This window comes from Pseudomonas sp. GW531-T4, assembly GCF_017349615.1.
Lineage (GTDB): Bacteria > Pseudomonadota > Gammaproteobacteria > Pseudomonadales > Pseudomonadaceae > Aquipseudomonas > Aquipseudomonas chlororaphis_I.
Map to the genome: position 1 here is coordinate 1 of NZ_JACMZT010000024.1, position 17,050 is coordinate 17,050.

The 17,050-nt window shown below is 64.8% G+C and carries 15 protein-coding genes and 2 pseudogenes; 7 read left to right on the forward strand and 10 right to left on the reverse strand.

What is annotated here, in order from left to right:
* From J4D28_RS19100 to J4D28_RS19110, 3 genes and pseudogenes are all read right to left on the reverse strand, one after another.
* Nucleotides 1-264, reverse strand: a pseudogene (locus J4D28_RS19100) (GNAT family N-acetyltransferase); the annotation flags it as partial.
* 56 nt (nucleotides 265-320) lie between these two features.
* Complete coding sequence (locus tag J4D28_RS19105) at nucleotides 321-1,133, reverse strand: class I SAM-dependent methyltransferase (protein WP_177477854.1); 813 nt, start codon at nucleotides 1,131-1,133, stop codon at nucleotides 321-323.
* Between the two features lie 68 nt (nucleotides 1,134-1,201).
* The gene (locus J4D28_RS19110; RefSeq protein ID WP_023969645.1) at nucleotides 1,202-2,005 is read right to left on the reverse strand and encodes a SirB1 family protein; all 804 of its coding nucleotides are present in this window, start codon (nucleotides 2,003-2,005) and stop codon (nucleotides 1,202-1,204) included.
* 183 nt (nucleotides 2,006-2,188) lie between these two features.
* Between J4D28_RS19110 and J4D28_RS19115 the strand changes: the two genes are divergently transcribed.
* The 4 genes from J4D28_RS19115 to J4D28_RS19130 all read left to right on the forward strand — a co-directional run bounded on the left by J4D28_RS19115 (nucleotide 2,189) and on the right by J4D28_RS19130 (nucleotide 6,500).
* Nucleotides 2,189-3,208 (forward strand): Glu/Leu/Phe/Val dehydrogenase dimerization domain-containing protein, encoded by a 1,020-nt coding sequence (locus tag J4D28_RS19115; protein WP_007932382.1) that lies wholly within the window; start codon nucleotides 2,189-2,191, stop codon nucleotides 3,206-3,208.
* A gap of 98 nt (nucleotides 3,209-3,306) precedes the next feature.
* Nucleotides 3,307-4,401, forward strand: a complete 1,095-nt coding sequence (pdhA, locus tag J4D28_RS19120) for a pyruvate dehydrogenase (acetyl-transferring) E1 component subunit alpha (protein WP_103330544.1) — start codon at nucleotides 3,307-3,309, stop codon at nucleotides 4,399-4,401.
* Entirely contained in the window at nucleotides 4,394-5,380 is a 987-nt protein-coding gene (locus J4D28_RS19125; protein WP_009047048.1) for an alpha-ketoacid dehydrogenase subunit beta, read from the forward strand. The genes pdhA and J4D28_RS19125 overlap by 8 nt, the downstream gene beginning before the upstream one ends.
* A 10-nt stretch (nucleotides 5,381-5,390) precedes the next feature.
* A complete protein-coding gene (locus J4D28_RS19130; RefSeq protein WP_103330542.1) occupies nucleotides 5,391-6,500 on the forward strand; it encodes a dihydrolipoamide acetyltransferase family protein in 1,110 nt (369 codons plus the stop codon).
* Nucleotides 6,501-6,656: 156 nt separating this feature from the next.
* Here the strand turns inward: J4D28_RS19130 and J4D28_RS19135 are convergent.
* Nucleotides 6,657-6,914 (reverse strand): annotated as a pseudogene (locus J4D28_RS19135) (YebG family protein); the annotation flags it as partial.
* Nucleotides 6,915-7,279: 365 nt separating this feature from the next.
* On the opposite strand from J4D28_RS19135, the gene J4D28_RS19140 reads away from it, so the two are divergent.
* On the forward strand, nucleotides 7,280-7,780 hold the full coding sequence (locus J4D28_RS19140) for a phosphate-starvation-inducible protein PsiE (protein ID WP_009042237.1): 501 nt from the start codon (nucleotides 7,280-7,282) through the stop codon (nucleotides 7,778-7,780).
* Here J4D28_RS19140 and J4D28_RS19145 read toward each other — a convergent pair.
* The 3 genes from J4D28_RS19145 to J4D28_RS19155 form a co-directional block, all read right to left on the reverse strand.
* The gene (locus tag J4D28_RS19145) at nucleotides 7,777-8,106 is read right to left on the reverse strand and encodes a DUF3509 domain-containing protein (protein ID WP_009047051.1); all 330 of its coding nucleotides are present in this window, start codon (nucleotides 8,104-8,106) and stop codon (nucleotides 7,777-7,779) included. The two genes, J4D28_RS19140 and J4D28_RS19145, sit on opposite strands and share 4 nt — an antisense overlap.
* 218 nt (nucleotides 8,107-8,324) lie before the next feature.
* Nucleotides 8,325-9,626 (reverse strand): serine/threonine transporter, encoded by a 1,302-nt coding sequence (locus J4D28_RS19150; protein WP_028681685.1) that lies wholly within the window; start codon nucleotides 9,624-9,626, stop codon nucleotides 8,325-8,327.
* Between the two features lie 63 nt (nucleotides 9,627-9,689).
* Nucleotides 9,690-11,066: an L-serine ammonia-lyase gene (locus J4D28_RS19155; protein ID WP_009047053.1), complete on the reverse strand. Its 1,377-nt coding sequence runs from the start codon at nucleotides 11,064-11,066 to the stop codon at nucleotides 9,690-9,692.
* Nucleotides 11,067-11,201: 135 nt separating this feature from the next.
* Here J4D28_RS19155 and J4D28_RS19160 point away from each other — a divergent pair, with 135 nt between their 5' ends.
* Together J4D28_RS19160 and J4D28_RS19165 are read left to right on the forward strand one after the other, a co-directional pair.
* Entirely contained in the window at nucleotides 11,202-12,149 is a 948-nt protein-coding gene (locus J4D28_RS19160; protein WP_007932401.1) for a LysR substrate-binding domain-containing protein, read from the forward strand.
* Nucleotides 12,150-12,361: 212 nt separating this feature from the next.
* The gene (locus J4D28_RS19165; protein WP_009047054.1) at nucleotides 12,362-12,769 is read left to right on the forward strand and encodes an HPF/RaiA family ribosome-associated protein; all 408 of its coding nucleotides are present in this window, start codon (nucleotides 12,362-12,364) and stop codon (nucleotides 12,767-12,769) included.
* A gap of 223 nt (nucleotides 12,770-12,992) precedes the next feature.
* Here the strand turns inward: J4D28_RS19165 and fecA are convergent, their stop codons facing one another.
* From fecA to J4D28_RS19180, 3 genes are all read right to left on the reverse strand, one after another.
* Nucleotides 12,993-15,353 carry a TonB-dependent Fe(3+) dicitrate receptor FecA gene (gene fecA, locus J4D28_RS19170; RefSeq protein WP_038630631.1) on the reverse strand — a complete coding sequence of 787 codons (2,361 nt, stop codon included), beginning with the start codon at nucleotides 15,351-15,353 and terminating at the stop codon, nucleotides 12,993-12,995.
* 225 nt (nucleotides 15,354-15,578) lie between these two features.
* A complete protein-coding gene (locus tag J4D28_RS19175; RefSeq protein WP_101281837.1) occupies nucleotides 15,579-16,544 on the reverse strand; it encodes a FecR domain-containing protein in 966 nt (321 codons plus the stop codon).
* A complete protein-coding gene (locus tag J4D28_RS19180; RefSeq protein ID WP_016703295.1) occupies nucleotides 16,541-17,029 on the reverse strand; it encodes a sigma-70 family RNA polymerase sigma factor in 489 nt (162 codons plus the stop codon). The genes J4D28_RS19175 and J4D28_RS19180 overlap by 4 nt, the downstream gene beginning before the upstream one ends.
* Between the last annotated feature and the right edge of the window lie 21 nt (nucleotides 17,030-17,050).

Here is a 17,050-nt window from a genome sequence, read left to right on the forward strand (position 1 = left end):
GCCCATGTACGCCGGATCGACAAACACCGCATCGACCTGCCCCGACTCGAGGTCGAGCATGCCGCTGGCGGTGACCTGGTCGTCGATGACGGCTACGTGCCCGGTCTTCTCCAGGACTTCGACGAAGTAGTCCCCCAGGCTGCCGGCGGTCCAGACCTGCAGGTCCGCGGCGGGGTAATGGCCGCTGCACTGGTGGTTGATGGCTTGGTTGCGAATGACGAAGACGCGTTGCGCGTCGTCGCCATGAGCTTTTCTGATCAGCATGCTGTGCCCATTCCCTGGTGTGAGCCGAGCATCCTGGCAGAGCCCGGACGGGGCTGTCATGCCGCCCTGGCCTGGATCAGCAGCAGCCCCCAGCCGGTCAGCAGCGTGCCGTCCGCCCGGAGCAAGGGTTGTGTGGCCGTGCGCAGTTCGCTCTTCATCAAGGCGCGATTGGCGGGTGTCAGGCGATCCAGGTCGTAGGTTTCTCCCAACGAGTCCCAGAGCTCCTCGAAGGTGGGCGTCCACTCAAGGTCCAGTTCCTCGAATTGCAGTGAGCTGAAGTGGTGGTCCAACAGCGCCCGCCATCCACTCTGTGACTGAGTACGGGGATCCACCAGGGGCAGGGGACGGAGCTGGTCGCGCCGGGCGGCGGCGCGGAAGGCCTGCACGTAGTGCTGGCCCGGCTCGCCCAACAGAAAGGCCCGGCCGACGATGGCCGAGAGTTGCCCGCCCTTGGCCAGGACCCGATGGATTTCCTCCAGCACCTGTTCGATATCGCTCATCAGCATCAGGGCCAGGTGCGAGACCACGGCATCGACGCTGCCGCTGGCCATCGACAGGCACTGGGCCCGCTCATTGAGCAGCACGCTGCGGTTCGCGAGGCGGGTGTGTGCCGCCTGCAGTTCGGTTGCGCTCATGTCCACGCCGATCAACCGCGCTTCGGGATATTCCCTGGCCAGCAGATCCAGGAGGAAACCGTCGCCGCAGCCCAGGTCCAGCACCCGCGCGCGAGGCTGAGCGGTGGCGAGCGTGGCTGCCAGCATCTCGTAGGATGAACCGCGCCCTGGCAGGCTCAGTCCGGAAAAGGCCGGCGGTGTGGTGCCGGGGCGACGCTGGTGAAAGTCCTGAAGAAAGCGTTCGGCGCTGTTCATGCTGTTCATCCTTGAAGCAAACGGAGAGTCGTTGCCGGGCATTGTGGCATGGGAGGCAGAGCGACCCATCAGTGGACGATGCTGTTGGGCGGCAGATGGCCCAGGCGTTCGGTCAGGCGCAGGCGCTGGATCGGGTCTTCGCTGAGCAGCAGGGCGTGCTCCAGGTCGAAGCGTTCGGCGTTGGGGCAGTCCAGGTGCTGGTAGAGGCTGGCGCGGGCCAGGTAGTCGGAGGCGCTGCCATTGCCCAGTTCCAGGACCCGCTCGGCATCGATCAGCGCATTGAGATGGTCGTCGTGGCTCAGGTGCAACTGGCGCAGGTTGCGCGACAGGCGCTGGAGCATCTGCTGCGGGCTGGCGGTGGCCAGGTGCTCGGCGGCCAGCTTGATGTTCGGCCCGTACTGGCGCTCCAGCAGTTCACGGCAGTCGTTGGGGTACAGGCGGCGCCCGCCGCAGGGATCGAGCAGGTGATCGGCGCCGGGCACGCGCAATAGAAAGTGCCCGGGGAAATTGACCCCGACCATGGGGATTTCCAGGCGCCGCGCCAGCTCCAGGGCGATCAGCCCCAGCGCCAGCGGTTGCCCGCGCCGGGTGTGCAGCACCTTGTCCAGCAGCGCCGCCTGTGGCCGCAGCGGCAGGAACTCGTCCTGCTGGAAGCCCAGGTCGTTCATGCGCCGCAGCAGCGGCTGGCCCAGTTCGCTGACCGGCAGCAGCGGCAAGCCGGAGCTGACCCGCTGTTGCAGCTCCTTGAAATCCTGCAGCAACTGTTCGGGCGACACCTCTTTGTCGTGCTCGGCGGCAATCCACAGCGCCGCCTCGAAAAGGGCGGGCGGGGACTGTTGCAGGCAGGCGAAAAAAGCTTGACGCGGGTTCATCGAAATCTCCGGCGAATGCCTCGTTTTAGCCCCGTCGCGGGCGTTCGTCCAGTGCCGCACACATGCCGTAGCAGGTTATTTCCTAAAGCCTGAAAAGGTGTCCGGCTTATTCCCGCGCGCTCCAGCAATTTTCATGCACAAGCCTATACTGGCGACTACAAGAAGTGATTCGGGAGCCCGACGATGTTCGCTCTCATGCAAAGCACTCGCCTTGAATCGCTGCACCTGAGCGTTGACCCGGCCACCGGGTTGAAGGCGGTGATTGCCATTCATAGCAGCCGCCTGGGGCCTGCCTTGGGAGGTTGTCGTTACCTGGCCTACCCCGACGACGAAAGTGCCGTGGTCGATGCCGTGCGCCTGGCCCAGGGCATGAGCTACAAGGCCGCCCTGGCCGGCTTGCCCCACGGTGGCGGCAAGGCCGTCATCATCCGTCCGCCACACGTCGAAAGCCGTGCCGCGCTGTTCGAAGCCTTCGGTCGCTGCGTCGAGCAACTCGATGGCCGCTACATCACCGCCATCGACAGCGGCACCTCGGTCGCCGACATGGACTGCATCGCCCAAACCACCCAGCACGTCACCAGCACCACCGCTTCCGGCGACCCGGCACCGCATGCCGCCATGGGCGTGTTCGCCGGCATCCGTGCCACTGCGATGGCCCGTCTCGGCAGCGACAACCTCGAAGGTTTGCGGGTGGCGATCCAGGGCCTGGGCAATGTCGGCTTCGCCCTCGCCGAACAGCTGCATGCCGCGGGTGCCGAGTTGCTGGTCAGCGATATCGATTCCGGCAAGGTGCAACTGGCCATGGAGCAACTGGGCGCCCATCCGATCGCCAACGAAGCCTTGCTCAGCACCCCGTGCGACATCCTCGCGCCCTGCGGGCTGGGCGGCGTGCTCAACAGCCACAGCGTGGCGCAACTGCGCTGCTCGGCGGTGGCCGGTTCGGCCAACAACCAGCTGACCAACCTGCAGGTCGCCGACCAGCTGGAAAACCGCGGCATCCTCTACGCGCCGGATTACGTGATCAACGCCGGCGGGCTGATCTACGTTTCGCTCAAGCATCGCGGTGAAGACCTGGCGACCATCACCGCCCACCTGTCGAAGATCAGCCAGCGGCTCACCGAAGTCTTCGCCCATGCCCAGGCTGAAAAGCGCTCCCCGGCGCGGGTGGCCGACGATTTGGCGGAGCGCGTGCTGTACCGCTAGGGGCGAAGGCCTTACCCGGCATTTCGCCCTGTAGGCCCCGCGCCACAAGCGCGAGGCGCAACAACTGCACGCTGACCCGGCGTGCCAGGAGCCATGTGATGCCTCACAAGGTTGCACTTCCCTATACCCGCTATTTGTCCCCCGACGGCCAGTTGCTCGGCGACCTGCCGGCCTGGGCCGACGACTTCAATCTGCTGACCCGGCTCTACCGGCAGATGGTCCTGACCCGCCTGTTCGACCAGAAAGCCGTGGCCCTGCAACGCACCGGACGTATCGGCACCTACGCGCCGACCCTCGGCCAGGAAGCCATTGGCGTGGCCATCGGCAGCCTGATGCGGCCCGAAGACGTGCTGGTGCCCTATTACCGCGACACTGCCGTGCAATTGATGCGCGGGGTGCGCATGGAGGAGATCCTGCTGTACTGGGGCGGCGACGAGCGCGGCAGCGATTTCGTCGACCCGGCGGTGGCCGAGGATTTCCCGATCTGCGTGCCGATCGCCACCCAGGCCCTGCATGCCTGTGGCGTGGCCAGCGCATTCAAGATCCGTGGCGAGCACCGGGTGGTGGTGACCACCTGTGGCGATGGCGCCACCAGCAAGGGCGACTTCCTCGAAGCCCTCAACGTGGCGGGCACCTGGCAGTTGCCGGTGGTGTTCGTGGTCAACAACAACCAGTGGGCAATCTCGGTGCCACGGCGTATCCAGTGCGGCGCGCCGACCCTGGCGCAGAAGGCCATCGGTGCCGGCTTTCACGGCGAACAGGTCGATGGCAACGACATGCTCGCGGTGTACGACCGGGTGCAGGTGGCCCTGGAGCGTGCCCGGCACGGCAAGGGACCGGTGCTGCTGGAATGCCTGAGCTATCGCCTGGGCGACCACACCACCGCCGACGATGCCACGCGCTATCGGGCCGCGGATGAGGTCAAGCAGGCCTGGCTGGAAGAACCGATCAAACGCCTGCAACGCTTCATGGTCGGGCAGGGCGTCTGGGAGGGAAACCGCGAGCAGGCGCTGATGGTGGAATGCCAGGCGCTGGTGCAGCGCGCTGTGGATAACTTCGAGGCGGCGGGCACCCAAGCCCCCGAATCGGTACTGGACTACGTCTACGCGCAGTGGCCGGCGGCCCTGGCCGAGCAGCGCGAGATGTTCCTCGAACGGCTGGCGCGGCGGGCGGGAGGTGCGGACCATGAGTAATGGCACATTCAGCCTGCTGGAAGCAGTGAACCTGGCGTTGCACCGGGCCATGGCCGAGGACGAGAACGTGATTGTCCTGGGTGAGGACGTGGGAGTGAACGGCGGGGTGTTCCGCGCCACCCTGGGGCTGCGCGACAGTTTCGGCTTCAAGCGGGTGATCGACTCGCCACTGGCGGAAACCATGCTCGGCGGTCTGGTGATCGGCATGGCCGCCCAGGGCCTGAAGCCGGTGGTGGAAATCCAGTTCATGGGTTTTATCTACGCGACCATGGAGCACCTGGTGTCCCACGCCAGCCGCATGCGCAACCGCACCCGCGGGCGCATCACCTGCCCGATGGTGCTGCGCACGCCCATGGGCGCGGGCATTCGCGCACCGGAGCACCACAGCGAAAGCACCGAGGCGCTGTTCGCCCATATCCCGGGGCTGCGGGTGCTGGTGCCGTCCTCGCCGGCGCGGGCCTACGGGCTGCTGCTGGCGGCCATCGACGATCCCGATCCGGTGCTGTTCCTCGAGCCGACCCGGCTCTACCGCATGAACCCGCAACCGCTGGTGGACGACGGCAAACGGCTGCCGCTGGACAGTTGTTTCACCCTGCGCGAAGGCAGCGACATCACCCTGGTCAGCTGGGGCGCGAGCATTGTCGAGACCTTGCAGGCCGCCAACGCGCTGGCCGAGCAAGGCGTGTCGGCGGAGGTGATCGATGTCGCCAGCATCAAGCCGCTGGACCTCGACACCCTGGAAGCCTCGGTGCGCAAGACCGGGCGCTGCGTGATCGTGCACGAGGCGCCACGCACCTGCGGCGTCGGCGCGGAAATCGCCGCCAGCCTCTACGAGCGGGCGTTGCTGGAATTGCAGGCGCCGATCCTGCGGGTCACCGCGCCGGACATTCCACCGCCGCTGTATCGCCTGGAGTCGCTGTACATCCCCGGCGTCGAAGACATTCTTCACGCCTGCGACAGCACTCTGAACTTCGCCTGAGGAGGCTGCGATGAAATATTTCAAACTGCCCGATCTGGGCGAAGGCCTGCAGGAAGCGGAAATCGTCGAGTGGCACGTCAGGGCCGGCGATAGGGTCAAGGCCGATCAGTTGCTGGTGTCGGTGGAAACCGCCAAGGCCCTGGTGGACATTCCCGCGCCCTATGACGGGGTGGTGGCGAAAACCTACGGCGCGCCGGGCGACATCCTGCATGTCGGCGAACCCTTGCTCGGCTACGAAGGCGAGGCGGATGCCGGCACCGTGGTCGGGCGCCTCGAAGGTGGCGGGGCCAGCCAGGAAGACCGGTTTTTTGTCGGCGCCGCGCCTTCGACCCGTGAACACATGGCGGCCCGCGCCACGCCAGCGGTGCGCCAACTGGCCCGGCAACTGGGCGTGGACGTGAATGCCTTGAGCGGTTCGGCCAAGGACGGGCTGGTCACCCGCTGCGATGTGGAAAACGCCGCGCAGCAGGAACGCGAGCGGTTCGGCGGCGACCGGCTGCGCGGGGTACGCCGGAGCATGGCACTGAACATGGCCCGCTCCCATGCCGAGGTGGTGCCGGTGACGATTTACGGCGATGCCGACCTGCACCGCTGGGGCCAGGCCCGCGATCCGCTGATCCGCCTGGCCAAGGCGCTGGCGGCGGCCTGTGCGGTGGAACCGGTGCTCAACAGCGCGTTCGATGGCAAGACCCTGTCGATCAAGCAGCACCAGCACCTCGACCTGGGCATTGCCGTGGACACCCCCGATGGCCTGTTCGTGCCGGTGCTGCGCAATGTCGGCCAGCGCGACGCGGACGACCTCAAGGCTGGAGTGACGCGCTTGCGCGCCGATGTGCAGGCGCGTTCGATTCCACCCCAGGAGATGATGGGCGCGACCCTGACCCTGTCCAACTTCGGTACCCTGTTCGGCCGTTATGCCAACCCGGTGGTGGTGCCGCCGCAAGTGGCAATCCTCGCCGCCGGGGTGATCCGCGACGAGCCGGTGGCCGTGAACGGCGCGGTGGTGGTGCATCCGCTGCTGCCGCTGTCCCTGACTTTCGATCATCGGGTGGTGACCGGCGGCGAGGCGGCGCGGTTTTTCAAGGCGCTGGTCGAAGCGCTGGAGCAACCCGAGCTTTAGTTTTCCACAGGCATGAAAAAGGCCCTGAGCCAAAGACTCAGGGCCTGTTCAATTCGAGCCTGCTTACTTGGCGGCTTTGCTCGCCTTGGCGGGCTTGGCCGGTGCTGCGGGTTCCGCGGCTTCGGGGGCTGCCACCTGAGCCTCTGGCTCGGCCGCCGCAACCGGCGCGCTGAGCAGTTCGGACAGAGCGTCCGGCTGGCTCTTGAAGGCCTTGGCGAACACATCGCGGTTCTTCGCCATGTAGATCCCGGCTTCTTCCACCTGCTGCTCGCTCAGGGACGGCACAGCTTTTTGCAACACTTGCGCCAGCAATTCAGCCAGTTCGAGCATTTTGTCATGACGGTCAGCTTCGGCTTTATCCATGAACAAGCGCTCCAGATCTCGGCTGCTGCGGTATACCACTTCGACGGCCATTCACCACCTCACATGCCTTCACGATAATGGGTCTTTGCTACTACTGTATTTATATACAGCGCGCAGAATAAGCGAATCCTGCTGCTTTGAATAGTGGCTTTTTAATCTAGCCGGGTTTCAGGGTTTGTCAGCCCTCCCCTGTAGGAGCGAGCTTGCTCGCGATCCGCGCAGCGGCCATTCACCACCTTGTCTGAACAGACGCTATCGCGAGCAAGCTCGCTCCTACAGATTGCCGCCGGCCTGAACGTGCCTTGTCTGCATCAGCCACCATCTCACCCCCAGACGCTGGCCTTTTTTCTGCATGCAGAACAACCGTCACGTCCAACCCGCATCATCCGGTCGAGTCGACCTAAGGAAAAACCATCGTGAAAATCAATTGGGCCGAGAAACTGCGGCAGAACGTCCACCAGCTGGCCGAGTCCCTGGGCAACCTGTTCGTCGAGACCTTTCACTACCTGGCGCTGTTCGCCATCGGCGCGGTGACGGCCTGGGCGGCGGTGATGGAATTTCTCGGGATGCTCGAAGAAGGTCATATCAAGATCGATGACATTCTCCTGCTGTTCATCTACCTCGAACTGGGCGCCATGGTCGGCATCTACTTCAAGACCAACCACATGCCGGTGCGCTTCCTGATCTACGTGGCGATCACCGCGCTGACCCGCCTGCTGATCTCCAACGTGTCGCACCACAACCCGCCGGACCTGGGGATCATCTACCTGTGTGGCGGCATCCTGCTGCTGGCCTTCTCCATCCTGGTGGTGCGCTATGCCTCGTCGCAGTTCCCGTCGGTGAAGATCGAACACCCGCAACGCAAGGTCGGCGCGGGTTCCAGCGAGCATCCGGAAGTCGAGAAGGGCGAGCTTTAAATCGCTACGGTCAGGGGCGGCCGGTTAGCGGGCCGGCCCTTGGCGGCCGGCAGCGGCAGCTTGAAGCTGTCGCTGTTGGTCATGGCTTCGAGGATGGCCATGGCGCTGTGGCCCTGCTCGATGGCGATGCCGAACTGAATGCTTTGCACCAGGCGCTTGAGCCGCTGCGGATCGTTGCGCTGCTCGGCGCTGATCATGCGCTTGGCCACGACCCGGCCGGCCTTGGACAGGGTCAGCATGATGCTGCCGTCCAGGCCCTGGATGCTCAGGTTGACCCGGTATTCCGGGGCGAAAGCATCGGTAATCAGCTGAAAGGGGTTATCCATGTGCGTCACCGCCTGATTGTATCGTGCAGTCATTGACCGGCTGTGGTCGGGATTAGTTCGCATCTCCAGACCACTGGCAGGCCGTTCGCTGAGGTTGGTTAACGTCCGTATTCCTCCGCTCTTGCAAAGCAAAGGGCATGCCGGGAAAACCGCCGGCCAATAAATCCGGGGGCGAAAAAAAACGGACCAAAAGGTCCGTTTTTCTTTGGCTACCCGTTTCAGGGCATGAACGAATAAATGATCGCTGACAGTGCGATCAGGCCGATCAGCACCACGAACAGATTCGACAGCTGGCCCGAATACTGGCGCAGCGATGGCACCCGCCGGATCGCGTACATCGGCATCAGGAACAGCAGGCAGGCGATCACCGGCCCGCCCAGGGTTTCGATCATGCCGAGGATGCTCGGATTGAAGGTGGCCACGGCCCAGCAGGTCAGGACCATGAACAGCGCGGTGCAACGCTCCAGCCAGCGCGACGACAGGCTCCGGCCACGGCTGCGCAGGCTTTTCACGATCAGCCCCTGGAAACCTTCGCTGGCGCCGATGTAGTGGCCGAGGAAGGACTTGGTGATAGCCACCAGTGCGATCAGCGGCGCGGCATAGGCGATCACCGGGGTCTGGAAGTGGTTGGCCAGGTACGACAGGATCGAGATGTTCTGCGCCTTGGCCGCGGCCAGGTCGGCCGGCGACAGGGCCAGCACGCAGCTGAAGCAGAAGAACATCACCGTCAGCACCATCATGCCGTGGGCCACGGCGAGGATGCCGCGGCTCTTGCGTTCGGCCTGGGCGCCGTAGTGGCGCTTCTGGTCGACGGCGAAGGCGGAGATGATCGGCGAATGGTTGAACGAGAACACCATCACCGGGATCGCCAGCCACAGGGTCTTGAGGAACAGCGGCATGGACATGCCGTCATTGGCCGAGGCGAAGAAGGCGCCGTTCCAGTTCGGGATCAGGCTGAGGGCCAGCAGCAACAGCGCGGCGACAAAGGGATAGACCAGCACGCTCATGGCCCGCACGATCACGCCCTGGCCACAGCGCACGATGGCCATCAGGCCGAGGATCAGCACCAGGGACAGGATCGCCCGCGGCGGTGGCGTCATGTGCAGTTGGTGTTCCATGAAGCTGCCCAGGGTGTTGGTCAGCGCCACGCTGTACACCAGCAGGATCGGGAAGATGGCGAAGAAGTAGAGCAGGGTGATCAGCTTGCCGGCGCCGATGCCGAAGTGTTCTTCCACCACTTCGGTGATGTCGCCGGAGCGGCCGGACAGGACGAAGCGGGTCAGCCCGCGGTGGGCGAAGAAGGTCATCGGGAAGGCCAGCAGCGCCAGCACGATCAGCGGCCAGAAGCCGCCGACCCCGGCGTTGATCGGCAGGAACAGGGTGCCGGCGCCGATGGCGGTGCCGTACAGGCCGAGCATCCAGGTGGTGTCGTGTTTGCTCCAGCCCTGGCTGGTGGTCGTGGTGTCGCGGGCAGTCTCTACGGCAGGGTTTTCGGCAGCGGGTGTTCGTACATCGGTCATCGGTATCGCCTCGTTATTATTTTTGCTCGGGCTCACGTGGGGCGGACGGTCAGGGAATGCTCCTCAGCACTCCACCCAGCTCACGGCCAGGCCGCCCCGTGAAGTTTCTTTGTATTTGTCGTGCATGTCGGCGCCGGTATCGCGCATGGTGCGGATCACCCGGTCCAGGGAAATGAAGTGTTTGCCGTCGCCGCGCAGGGCCATCTGGGTGGCGTTGATCGCCTTCACCGCGGCGATCGCGTTGCGCTCGATGCAAGGCACCTGCACCAGGCCGCCGACCGGGTCGCAGGTCAGGCCGAGGTTATGTTCCAGGCCGATTTCCGCGGCGTTTTCCAGTTGCTCCGGCGTGGCCCCGAGCACCTCGGCCAGGCCAGCCGCAGCCATCGCGCAGGCCGAGCCCACCTCGCCCTGGCAGCCGACTTCGGCGCCGGAGATCGAGGCGTTTTTCTTGCAGAGGATGCCCACCGCGGCGGCGCCGAGGAAGAAGTCGATCACGTCGTCGTCCGACGCTTCGGGGTTGAACTTCATGTAGTAATGCAGCACCGCCGGGATGATCCCCGCCGCGCCGTTGGTCGGTGCGGTGACCATGCGCCCGCCGGCGGCGTTTTCCTCGTTCACCGCCAGGGCGAACAGGTTGACCCACTCCATGGCCGACAGGGTCGAGCTGATGACGTTGGGCTTGCCGATTTCCAGCAGGTTGCGATGCAGCTTGGCCGCGCGGCGCGGCACATCCAGGCCGCCGGGCAGGGTGCCTTCGTGGCGCAGGCCCTGCTCGACGCATTCGCGCATCACCGCCCAGATGTGCAGCAGGCCGCTGCGGATTTCGGCGTCGCTGCGCCAGGCCCGTTCGTTGGCCATCATCAGTTCCGAGACCCGCAATTGGTGCCGTTGGCACAGGGCCAGGAGTTCCACCGCGCTGTTGAAGTCGTAGGGCAGCTCGACGCTGTTGGCCGCCGGAGCGCCTTCGGCCACTTCGGCTTCCTCGACGATAAAACCGCCACCCACCGAGTAGTAGGTCTGCCGCCACAGCAGGCCGTCCGCACCGAAGGCCGACAGCGACATGGCATTGGGGTGGTAGGGCAGGCTTTCGTCGAGCAGCAGCAGGTCGCGGTGCCAGTCGAAGGCGATGGTCGAGCGGCCGCCGAGGCTCAGCTCGCCGCTTTCGCGCAGTTGCTGGATGCGTGGGCCGATGCTGCGTGGGTCGATGCTGTCGGGCCATTCGCCCATCAGGCCCATGACGCAGGCGCGGTCGGTGGCATGGCCGACGCCGGTGGCGGACAGCGAGCCGTACAGGCGGATTTCCACCCGCTGCACCTGCGCCTGCAACCCTTGCTCGAACAGCCCCTGGGCGAAGGTCGCGGCGGCGCGCATCGGGCCGACGGTGTGGGAACTGGACGGGCCGATGCCGACTTTGAAGAGATCGAAAACACTGATAGCCATGCTAAAGCCTTACAAGCAATGGAGGAGAAATCGCTGCCATTTTTTGTAGGCCGAGCGTTAGGTCGGCGATACTGCCTAGCTCGGTCAAGACTGACCAACGAATTTTCCTAAGACAGCCTTTAGCAGGACTAAACGATGAGTCGTCAATTTCATGCCCAGACCTATGTCTGGCTGCATGTGTTTTCCTGTGCCGCGCGGCACTTGTCGTTCACCCGTTGCGCGGAAGAACTGCACATCACCCCGGGGGCGGTCAGCCAGCAGATCCGCCTGCTGGAAGAGCGGCTCGGTTTTCGCCTGTTTCACCGCCGCGCCCGCGGAGTGGAACTGAGCGCCGAGGGGCAGCGGCTGGCGATCACGGTGAACGAGGCCTACGGCAGCATCGACGCCGAACTGCGCCGGCTGGATGCCGGGATGATCAGCGGCACCTTGCGCCTGCGCTCGATCCCGTCGTTTCTCGGCAAATGGCTGACCCCGCGTTTGCCCCGGTTGCAGCAGCGTTTTCCGGACATTCAGCTACGGCTGGTGGCCGAGGACAGCAGCGTGGCCTTGCATGAAGGTGATTTCGACCTGGCCATCGACCTCAATGACGGCAGCTATCCGGGACTGTTATCCACAGCCCTGCTGGATGAGCAGATCTTCCCGGTCTGTGCCCCGGGCCTGTTGCGCGGGCGGCCGCCGCTGCACGGTCCGGCAGACCTGGTGCATTTCCCGTTGCTGCACGACATCACTGCCTGGCGCGGCAGCTACGAGTACGCGGAGTGGGAGTTCTATCTCAATGCCATCGGCTTCGAGGGCGCGGATGTGCGGCGCGGGCACACCTTCAACCGCAACCACCTGACCATCGAGGCGGCGACTGCCGGGATGGGGGTGGCGATTGCCCGGCGCACCCTGCTCAACGATGAACTGGAGCGCGGCACCCTGATCGTGCCGTTTGGCCTCGCGGTGCCCAATCACAAGCGTTATGTGCTGCTGTATGCGCCGGGCGCGCTGAGCCATCCGGGCGTGCGCGCGGTGCACGACTGGCTGGTGGAAGAGGCGGAGATATTTCGCGGTTTGCACCCGCTGGGAGGGGGACACGGGTAAGCAGAAAGGACAGGGGAGTGAGGCGACCCAACTCCCGACATTAACAGCGCTTTTGCGCTTTGTCCGGCTTTATTTGCCAATAGATATTTATCTTTTTTAAGGGGTTGAATTGTTCTGCGCTCTGCCCAACTCTGTAACCAAGAGGCCGCAAAAAGTACGCCCTCAGGGGCACGCGGTTCCTCTCGCGAGCTAGCTGAAATAAGGGAAGAACTATGCAAATCCAGGTCAATAGCGATAACCATATTCAAAGCAGCATCCGACTGGAGGAGTGGGTACGTACTACCATTGAGAGCACGCTCGAACGCTACGAGGAGGACCTGACCCGAGTCGAGGTTCATCTGCGGGACGAGAACGGCGACAAGCCCGGTCCCCACGATTTGCGCTGCCAACTGGAGGCGCGGCCAAAAGGCCATCAACCGATTTCCGTGACCCACAAAGCCGAATCCCTGGAACTGGCCATCGAAGGAGCGGCCACCAAGCTGGAGAACTCCCTGGAACACCTGTTCGGCCGGTTGCGCAACAAGCGCGCCGCGGCAGCGCCAAGCGCCCGCGCCGGTCAGGCCGACGCCTTGCTTGAAGAGGAATTCCTGGAAAACGAACAGGCCGCGCTCAATAGCTGACGGCGCAAGTACCCAACCAAGAAGCACCTAGCCAAAAGGGCCTGCACATGCAGGCCCTTTTTTGTGCGCCGCGTTTCTGTAGGAGCGAGCGGGCGGCGATCCGACTTGCTCGCGATGCAGATGCCGCGGTGTGTCAGGCCGGGCGCCATCGCGAGCAATCGAGCGTCGACCGGCCGCTCCTACAGAAGTACGGGGACGTGCTGTTCTGCAGGAGCACGTTGGATCAGAACGCCACGGAGGTCTGTACGTACAGGGTCCGTGGTTCGCCCACGTATTTGCCTTTGTTGTTGTCGTCGAACGAGCGGGTGAAGTACTGGTGGTTGAAGATGTTCTTCACCCCGACCGCCACGTTGAGGTCCGACAGTTGCGGGCCGAAGTCGTAGGCGGCGCGGCTGCTGAACAGCATGTAGCCGGGAATCCGTCCGGTGCTGCCGTCGGCGCTTTCGGTGGAGGTGTTGGCGTTGTCGGCGAACTGGCTGCTCTGGTAGCTGCTGTCGAAGTTCAGTTTCCACGGGCCTTCGGTGTAACCGATGCCGAGGGTGCCTTTGTGCTTGGACGAGAACGGCACGCGGTTGCCCTTGTTCGGCCCGTCTTCACGAATGGTGGCGTCGACGTAGGCGTAGGTGGCGTACAGATCGAAACCGGCCAGCGCCGGACTCAGGCCGTCCAGTGCGTAATTGACGCTGGTCTCGATGCCCTGGTGGCGGGTTTCGCCACGGGCGATCACCGAGTCGTTGGTCTGGTTGCTGTCGTACTGGTTGTCGAAGTTGATCAGGAATGCGCCGATCTCCGCCCGCAGGCTGCCGTCGTCATAGCGGGTGCCCAGTTCCCAGGTGCGGGCCTTCTCCGGTTTCACTTCGCCGCTGCTCACGCGGTTGGGCATCTGGCTGTACTGCACGCTGCCGAACGAACCTTCGGTGTTGGCGTAGAGGTTCCAGCTGTCGGTCAGGTGGTACATCACGTTCAGCGCCGGCAGCGCGGTGTTGTAGTCGCCCTTGTATTTGACGTTGGTCAGGTTGTTGGTCTGCTGGGACTCGATCATCTCGTAGCGGATGCCCGGGGTGAGCGTCCACTTGCCGATGTCGATGCGGTCGTCGATGAAGAACGCATTGGCCTCGGTGCCGCCGCGGGTATCGCGGTCGTTGCGGCTGCTGGTGCTGGGCAGTTGCTGGTTGGCGCTGATCGGCGTGCGGTAGCGCAACTCGTGCCCGGCCTCGTTGATGTAGCGGTAGCCGATGCCCAGCTCATGGCTGGTCGGCCCGAGGTCGAAGCCCTGGGCGAAGCGGGTTTCGATGCCGCGCACCCAGTATTCGCGCGGCGACAGCGACAGGAAGCTGCCCTGGTCCAGGTAGCCGCTGCGCAGGGTCTTGGTGAAGAAGCTGTTGACGGTGAATTCGCGGCGATCTTCCTGGTAGCGGTAACCGAAGTTGATCAGTGTGCGACGACCCCAGAACTTGTCGTACGGGCGGGTCGACTGATACGGATCGGCCTTGTAGTCGGCAACGTTGAGGCCACCGGGCATATCGGCCTCGCCCTCGTAGTACTGGGCCATGGCATTGAAGCTGTTGGCGTCGTCGAGCTGGTAATGGCCCTTGAGGATCAGGTCGTCGATCTGTGTGCCGCTGTGTTCGCGCCAGTCGCCGCCACGGGTGCCGGAGTACAGCAGGGCGCCGCCCAGGCCGTTGTCGGCGGTGCCGCCGGCCAGCAGGTTGCCGGTGGTCTTGAAACCGTCGTGGCTGGAGGACGGGCTGGTCTCGGTCTGGAAGCCGCCCTTGACCGTGGGCGCATCGGGGATGGCGCGGGTCACGAAGTTGACGATGCCGCCGACGTTCTGCGGCCCGTAACGCACGGCGCCGCCGCCACGCACCACGTCCACCGCGTCCATGTTGCCCATGCTGACCGGGGCGAAGGACAGCTGCGGCTGGCCATAGGGCGCGAAGGGTACCGGAATGCCGTCCATCAGTACCGTGGAGCGCGAGGCCAGGCGTGGGTTGAGCCCGCGAATGCCGAAGTTCAGCGCCATGTCGTGGCTGCCGGTGCCGTTGTTTTCCGGTGCGTTGACCCCGGGGATGCGGTTGAGCACGTCGCGGGCCTGGGTGGCGCCCTGGCGTTCGAATGCTTCGCGGCGGATCACGTCACGGGCCCCCGGGTGTTCGAAGACGTTGGTCTGCTCCGCATCGCCCAGCCAGTCGCCGACCACGCTGGACGTGCCCAGCTCCAGGGCCGCCGGTGCGCCCTCGGCGCTCACCGGTTGCAGGCTGAAGGCATTGCCGCCTTCGGCGCGGGCTTGCAGGCCGGTACCCTTGAGCAAGGCATTCAGACCTTCTTCGGTGGTGTAGCTGCCTTCCAGGCCCTGGCTCTGCACGCCGCTGGCGACCTGGGAACCGAAGGAGATCAGCACCCCGGCCTCACGGCCGAACTGGTTCAGGGCGTTTTCCAGCGATGAGGCGGCGATGTGGTAATCGCGCGACAGGCCATCGGCGGCCATGGCCGGCGGCAGGGCGGCCAAGCTCAGGCTGGCGCCCAGCAGCAACTGGCGCAGGGTGCGGGCAAGGGGCGTGAGGCGAGTGGGTTGCTGGGGCATGGACATCGATCCTGAGAAGGTTGCAGTCAAGGGGGCTTTCCTTCTCTGTCACGCGAGTGCTGGAAAACGGCTCACACAAAATGAAAAAAACGGCACACCGGGAAAAACATTGAATCGACGCCTGTAGCCGCTGCCGCAGGCTGCGATAAGGCCCGAAGGGCCTTCGAGGGCCTCAAGAGCACGTCCCCTTCGGGGCCGATCGCAGCCTGCGGCAGCGGCTACAGGTCACGCGCGGGCTTCGACCGTGACCCAGTAGCGGGTGAAGCGACGGACCTTCACCGGAAGGCTGATTTCCAGCAGGTCGAGGATCCGTTCGCTGTCGTCCAGTGGATAACTGCCGGAGATCAGCAGGTCGGCGACCCGTGGATCGCAGTTGAGCTGGCCGCGACGGTAGCGCCCCAACTCGTCGAGGAAGTCCGCCAGGCGCATCTGGGCGGCCACCAGCATGCCTTCGCTCCAGGCGCCGCTGCCGGCGTCCAGCGGCCGCGGGTTGTCCCAGGCGCTGCGGGTGAAGCTCAATTGCTGTTCCTTGCTTACCACTAACGGCGCTCCCGAATAATCCGACGGGCTGAGGCTGACGTTGCCTTCGAACACCGCCAGCTGGGTGCGCTGGCTGAACTGGCGCAGGTTCAGCCGTGCGCCTTGCGGGCGTAAAACACCCTGGGCGCTCTGTATCAACAGCGGCCGGCGGTCGGCCGCGGCGGTCAGCAGGATCTCCCCGGCCAACAGCCGGATCAGCCGTTGCTGGCCGTCGAAACTTACGTCCACCGCGCTGTCGGTATTGAGCTGCAACTGGCTGCCATCGCTCAATTGCAGTTTGCGCCGCTGGCCCACCGGGCTGCGGTAGTCGGCCATCAGCGGGGTCAGCGGATTGTGTTCGCGCAAGCCCCAGGCCGCGGCGGAACCGGCGCCGAGGATCAGCAGCAGTTTCAGCGCCTGGCGCCGGCTGGAGGACTTCGGCGCAGCGAGCGCGGCATGGGCCAGGGGCGAAGACAGGCCGCGCAGCCGCGAATTGACCCGCTGGATATGTTCCCAGGCCCGTTGATGTTCGCTGTGGGCGTCGTGCCATTGCTGCCAGGCCCGTTGCTGGCGTGGGCTGAGCGGGCCCGCCTGCATTTCGAGCAGCCAGTGCACGGCCTGTTCGGCGACCTGGGCGCCGATGTCCGGCGGGCGGGGGAGGGCAGTGTTCACAGGGCGAAGTAGCAGCGCAGGGCTGCCTTGTGCAGGTGGCGCTTGACCGTGGCGATGGAGATCCCCAGCTCGCGGGCGATCTCGCCATGTTTCAGGCCATCGACCTGGGCCAGCAGGAACGCGCGTTTCACCAGGCGCGGCAAACCGTCGAGCAACTGGTCCAGCTCCAGCAGGGTCTGCAGGATGATCGCCTTGTCTTCCTCGGACGGCGCCAGCAGTTCCGGCATCTGTGCCAGCGTCTCGAGGTAGGCCCGTTCCAGGTCCTGGCGCCGGTAATGGTTGCACAGCACCCGCTTGGCGATGGTGGTGAGGAACGCCCGGGGCTCGACGATCGACGGCGTTTCCCGGGTGCTGAGCACCCGCATGAAGGTGTCCTGGGCCAGGTCGGCGGCGCTGTCGGGGCAGCCGAGCCGACGCCGCAACCAGCCGTTCAGCCAGCTGTGATGGGCGTGATAGAGGACTTCGACGGTAGAGGAGTGAGCCAAGCCGAACGCTCCGGCAGCATG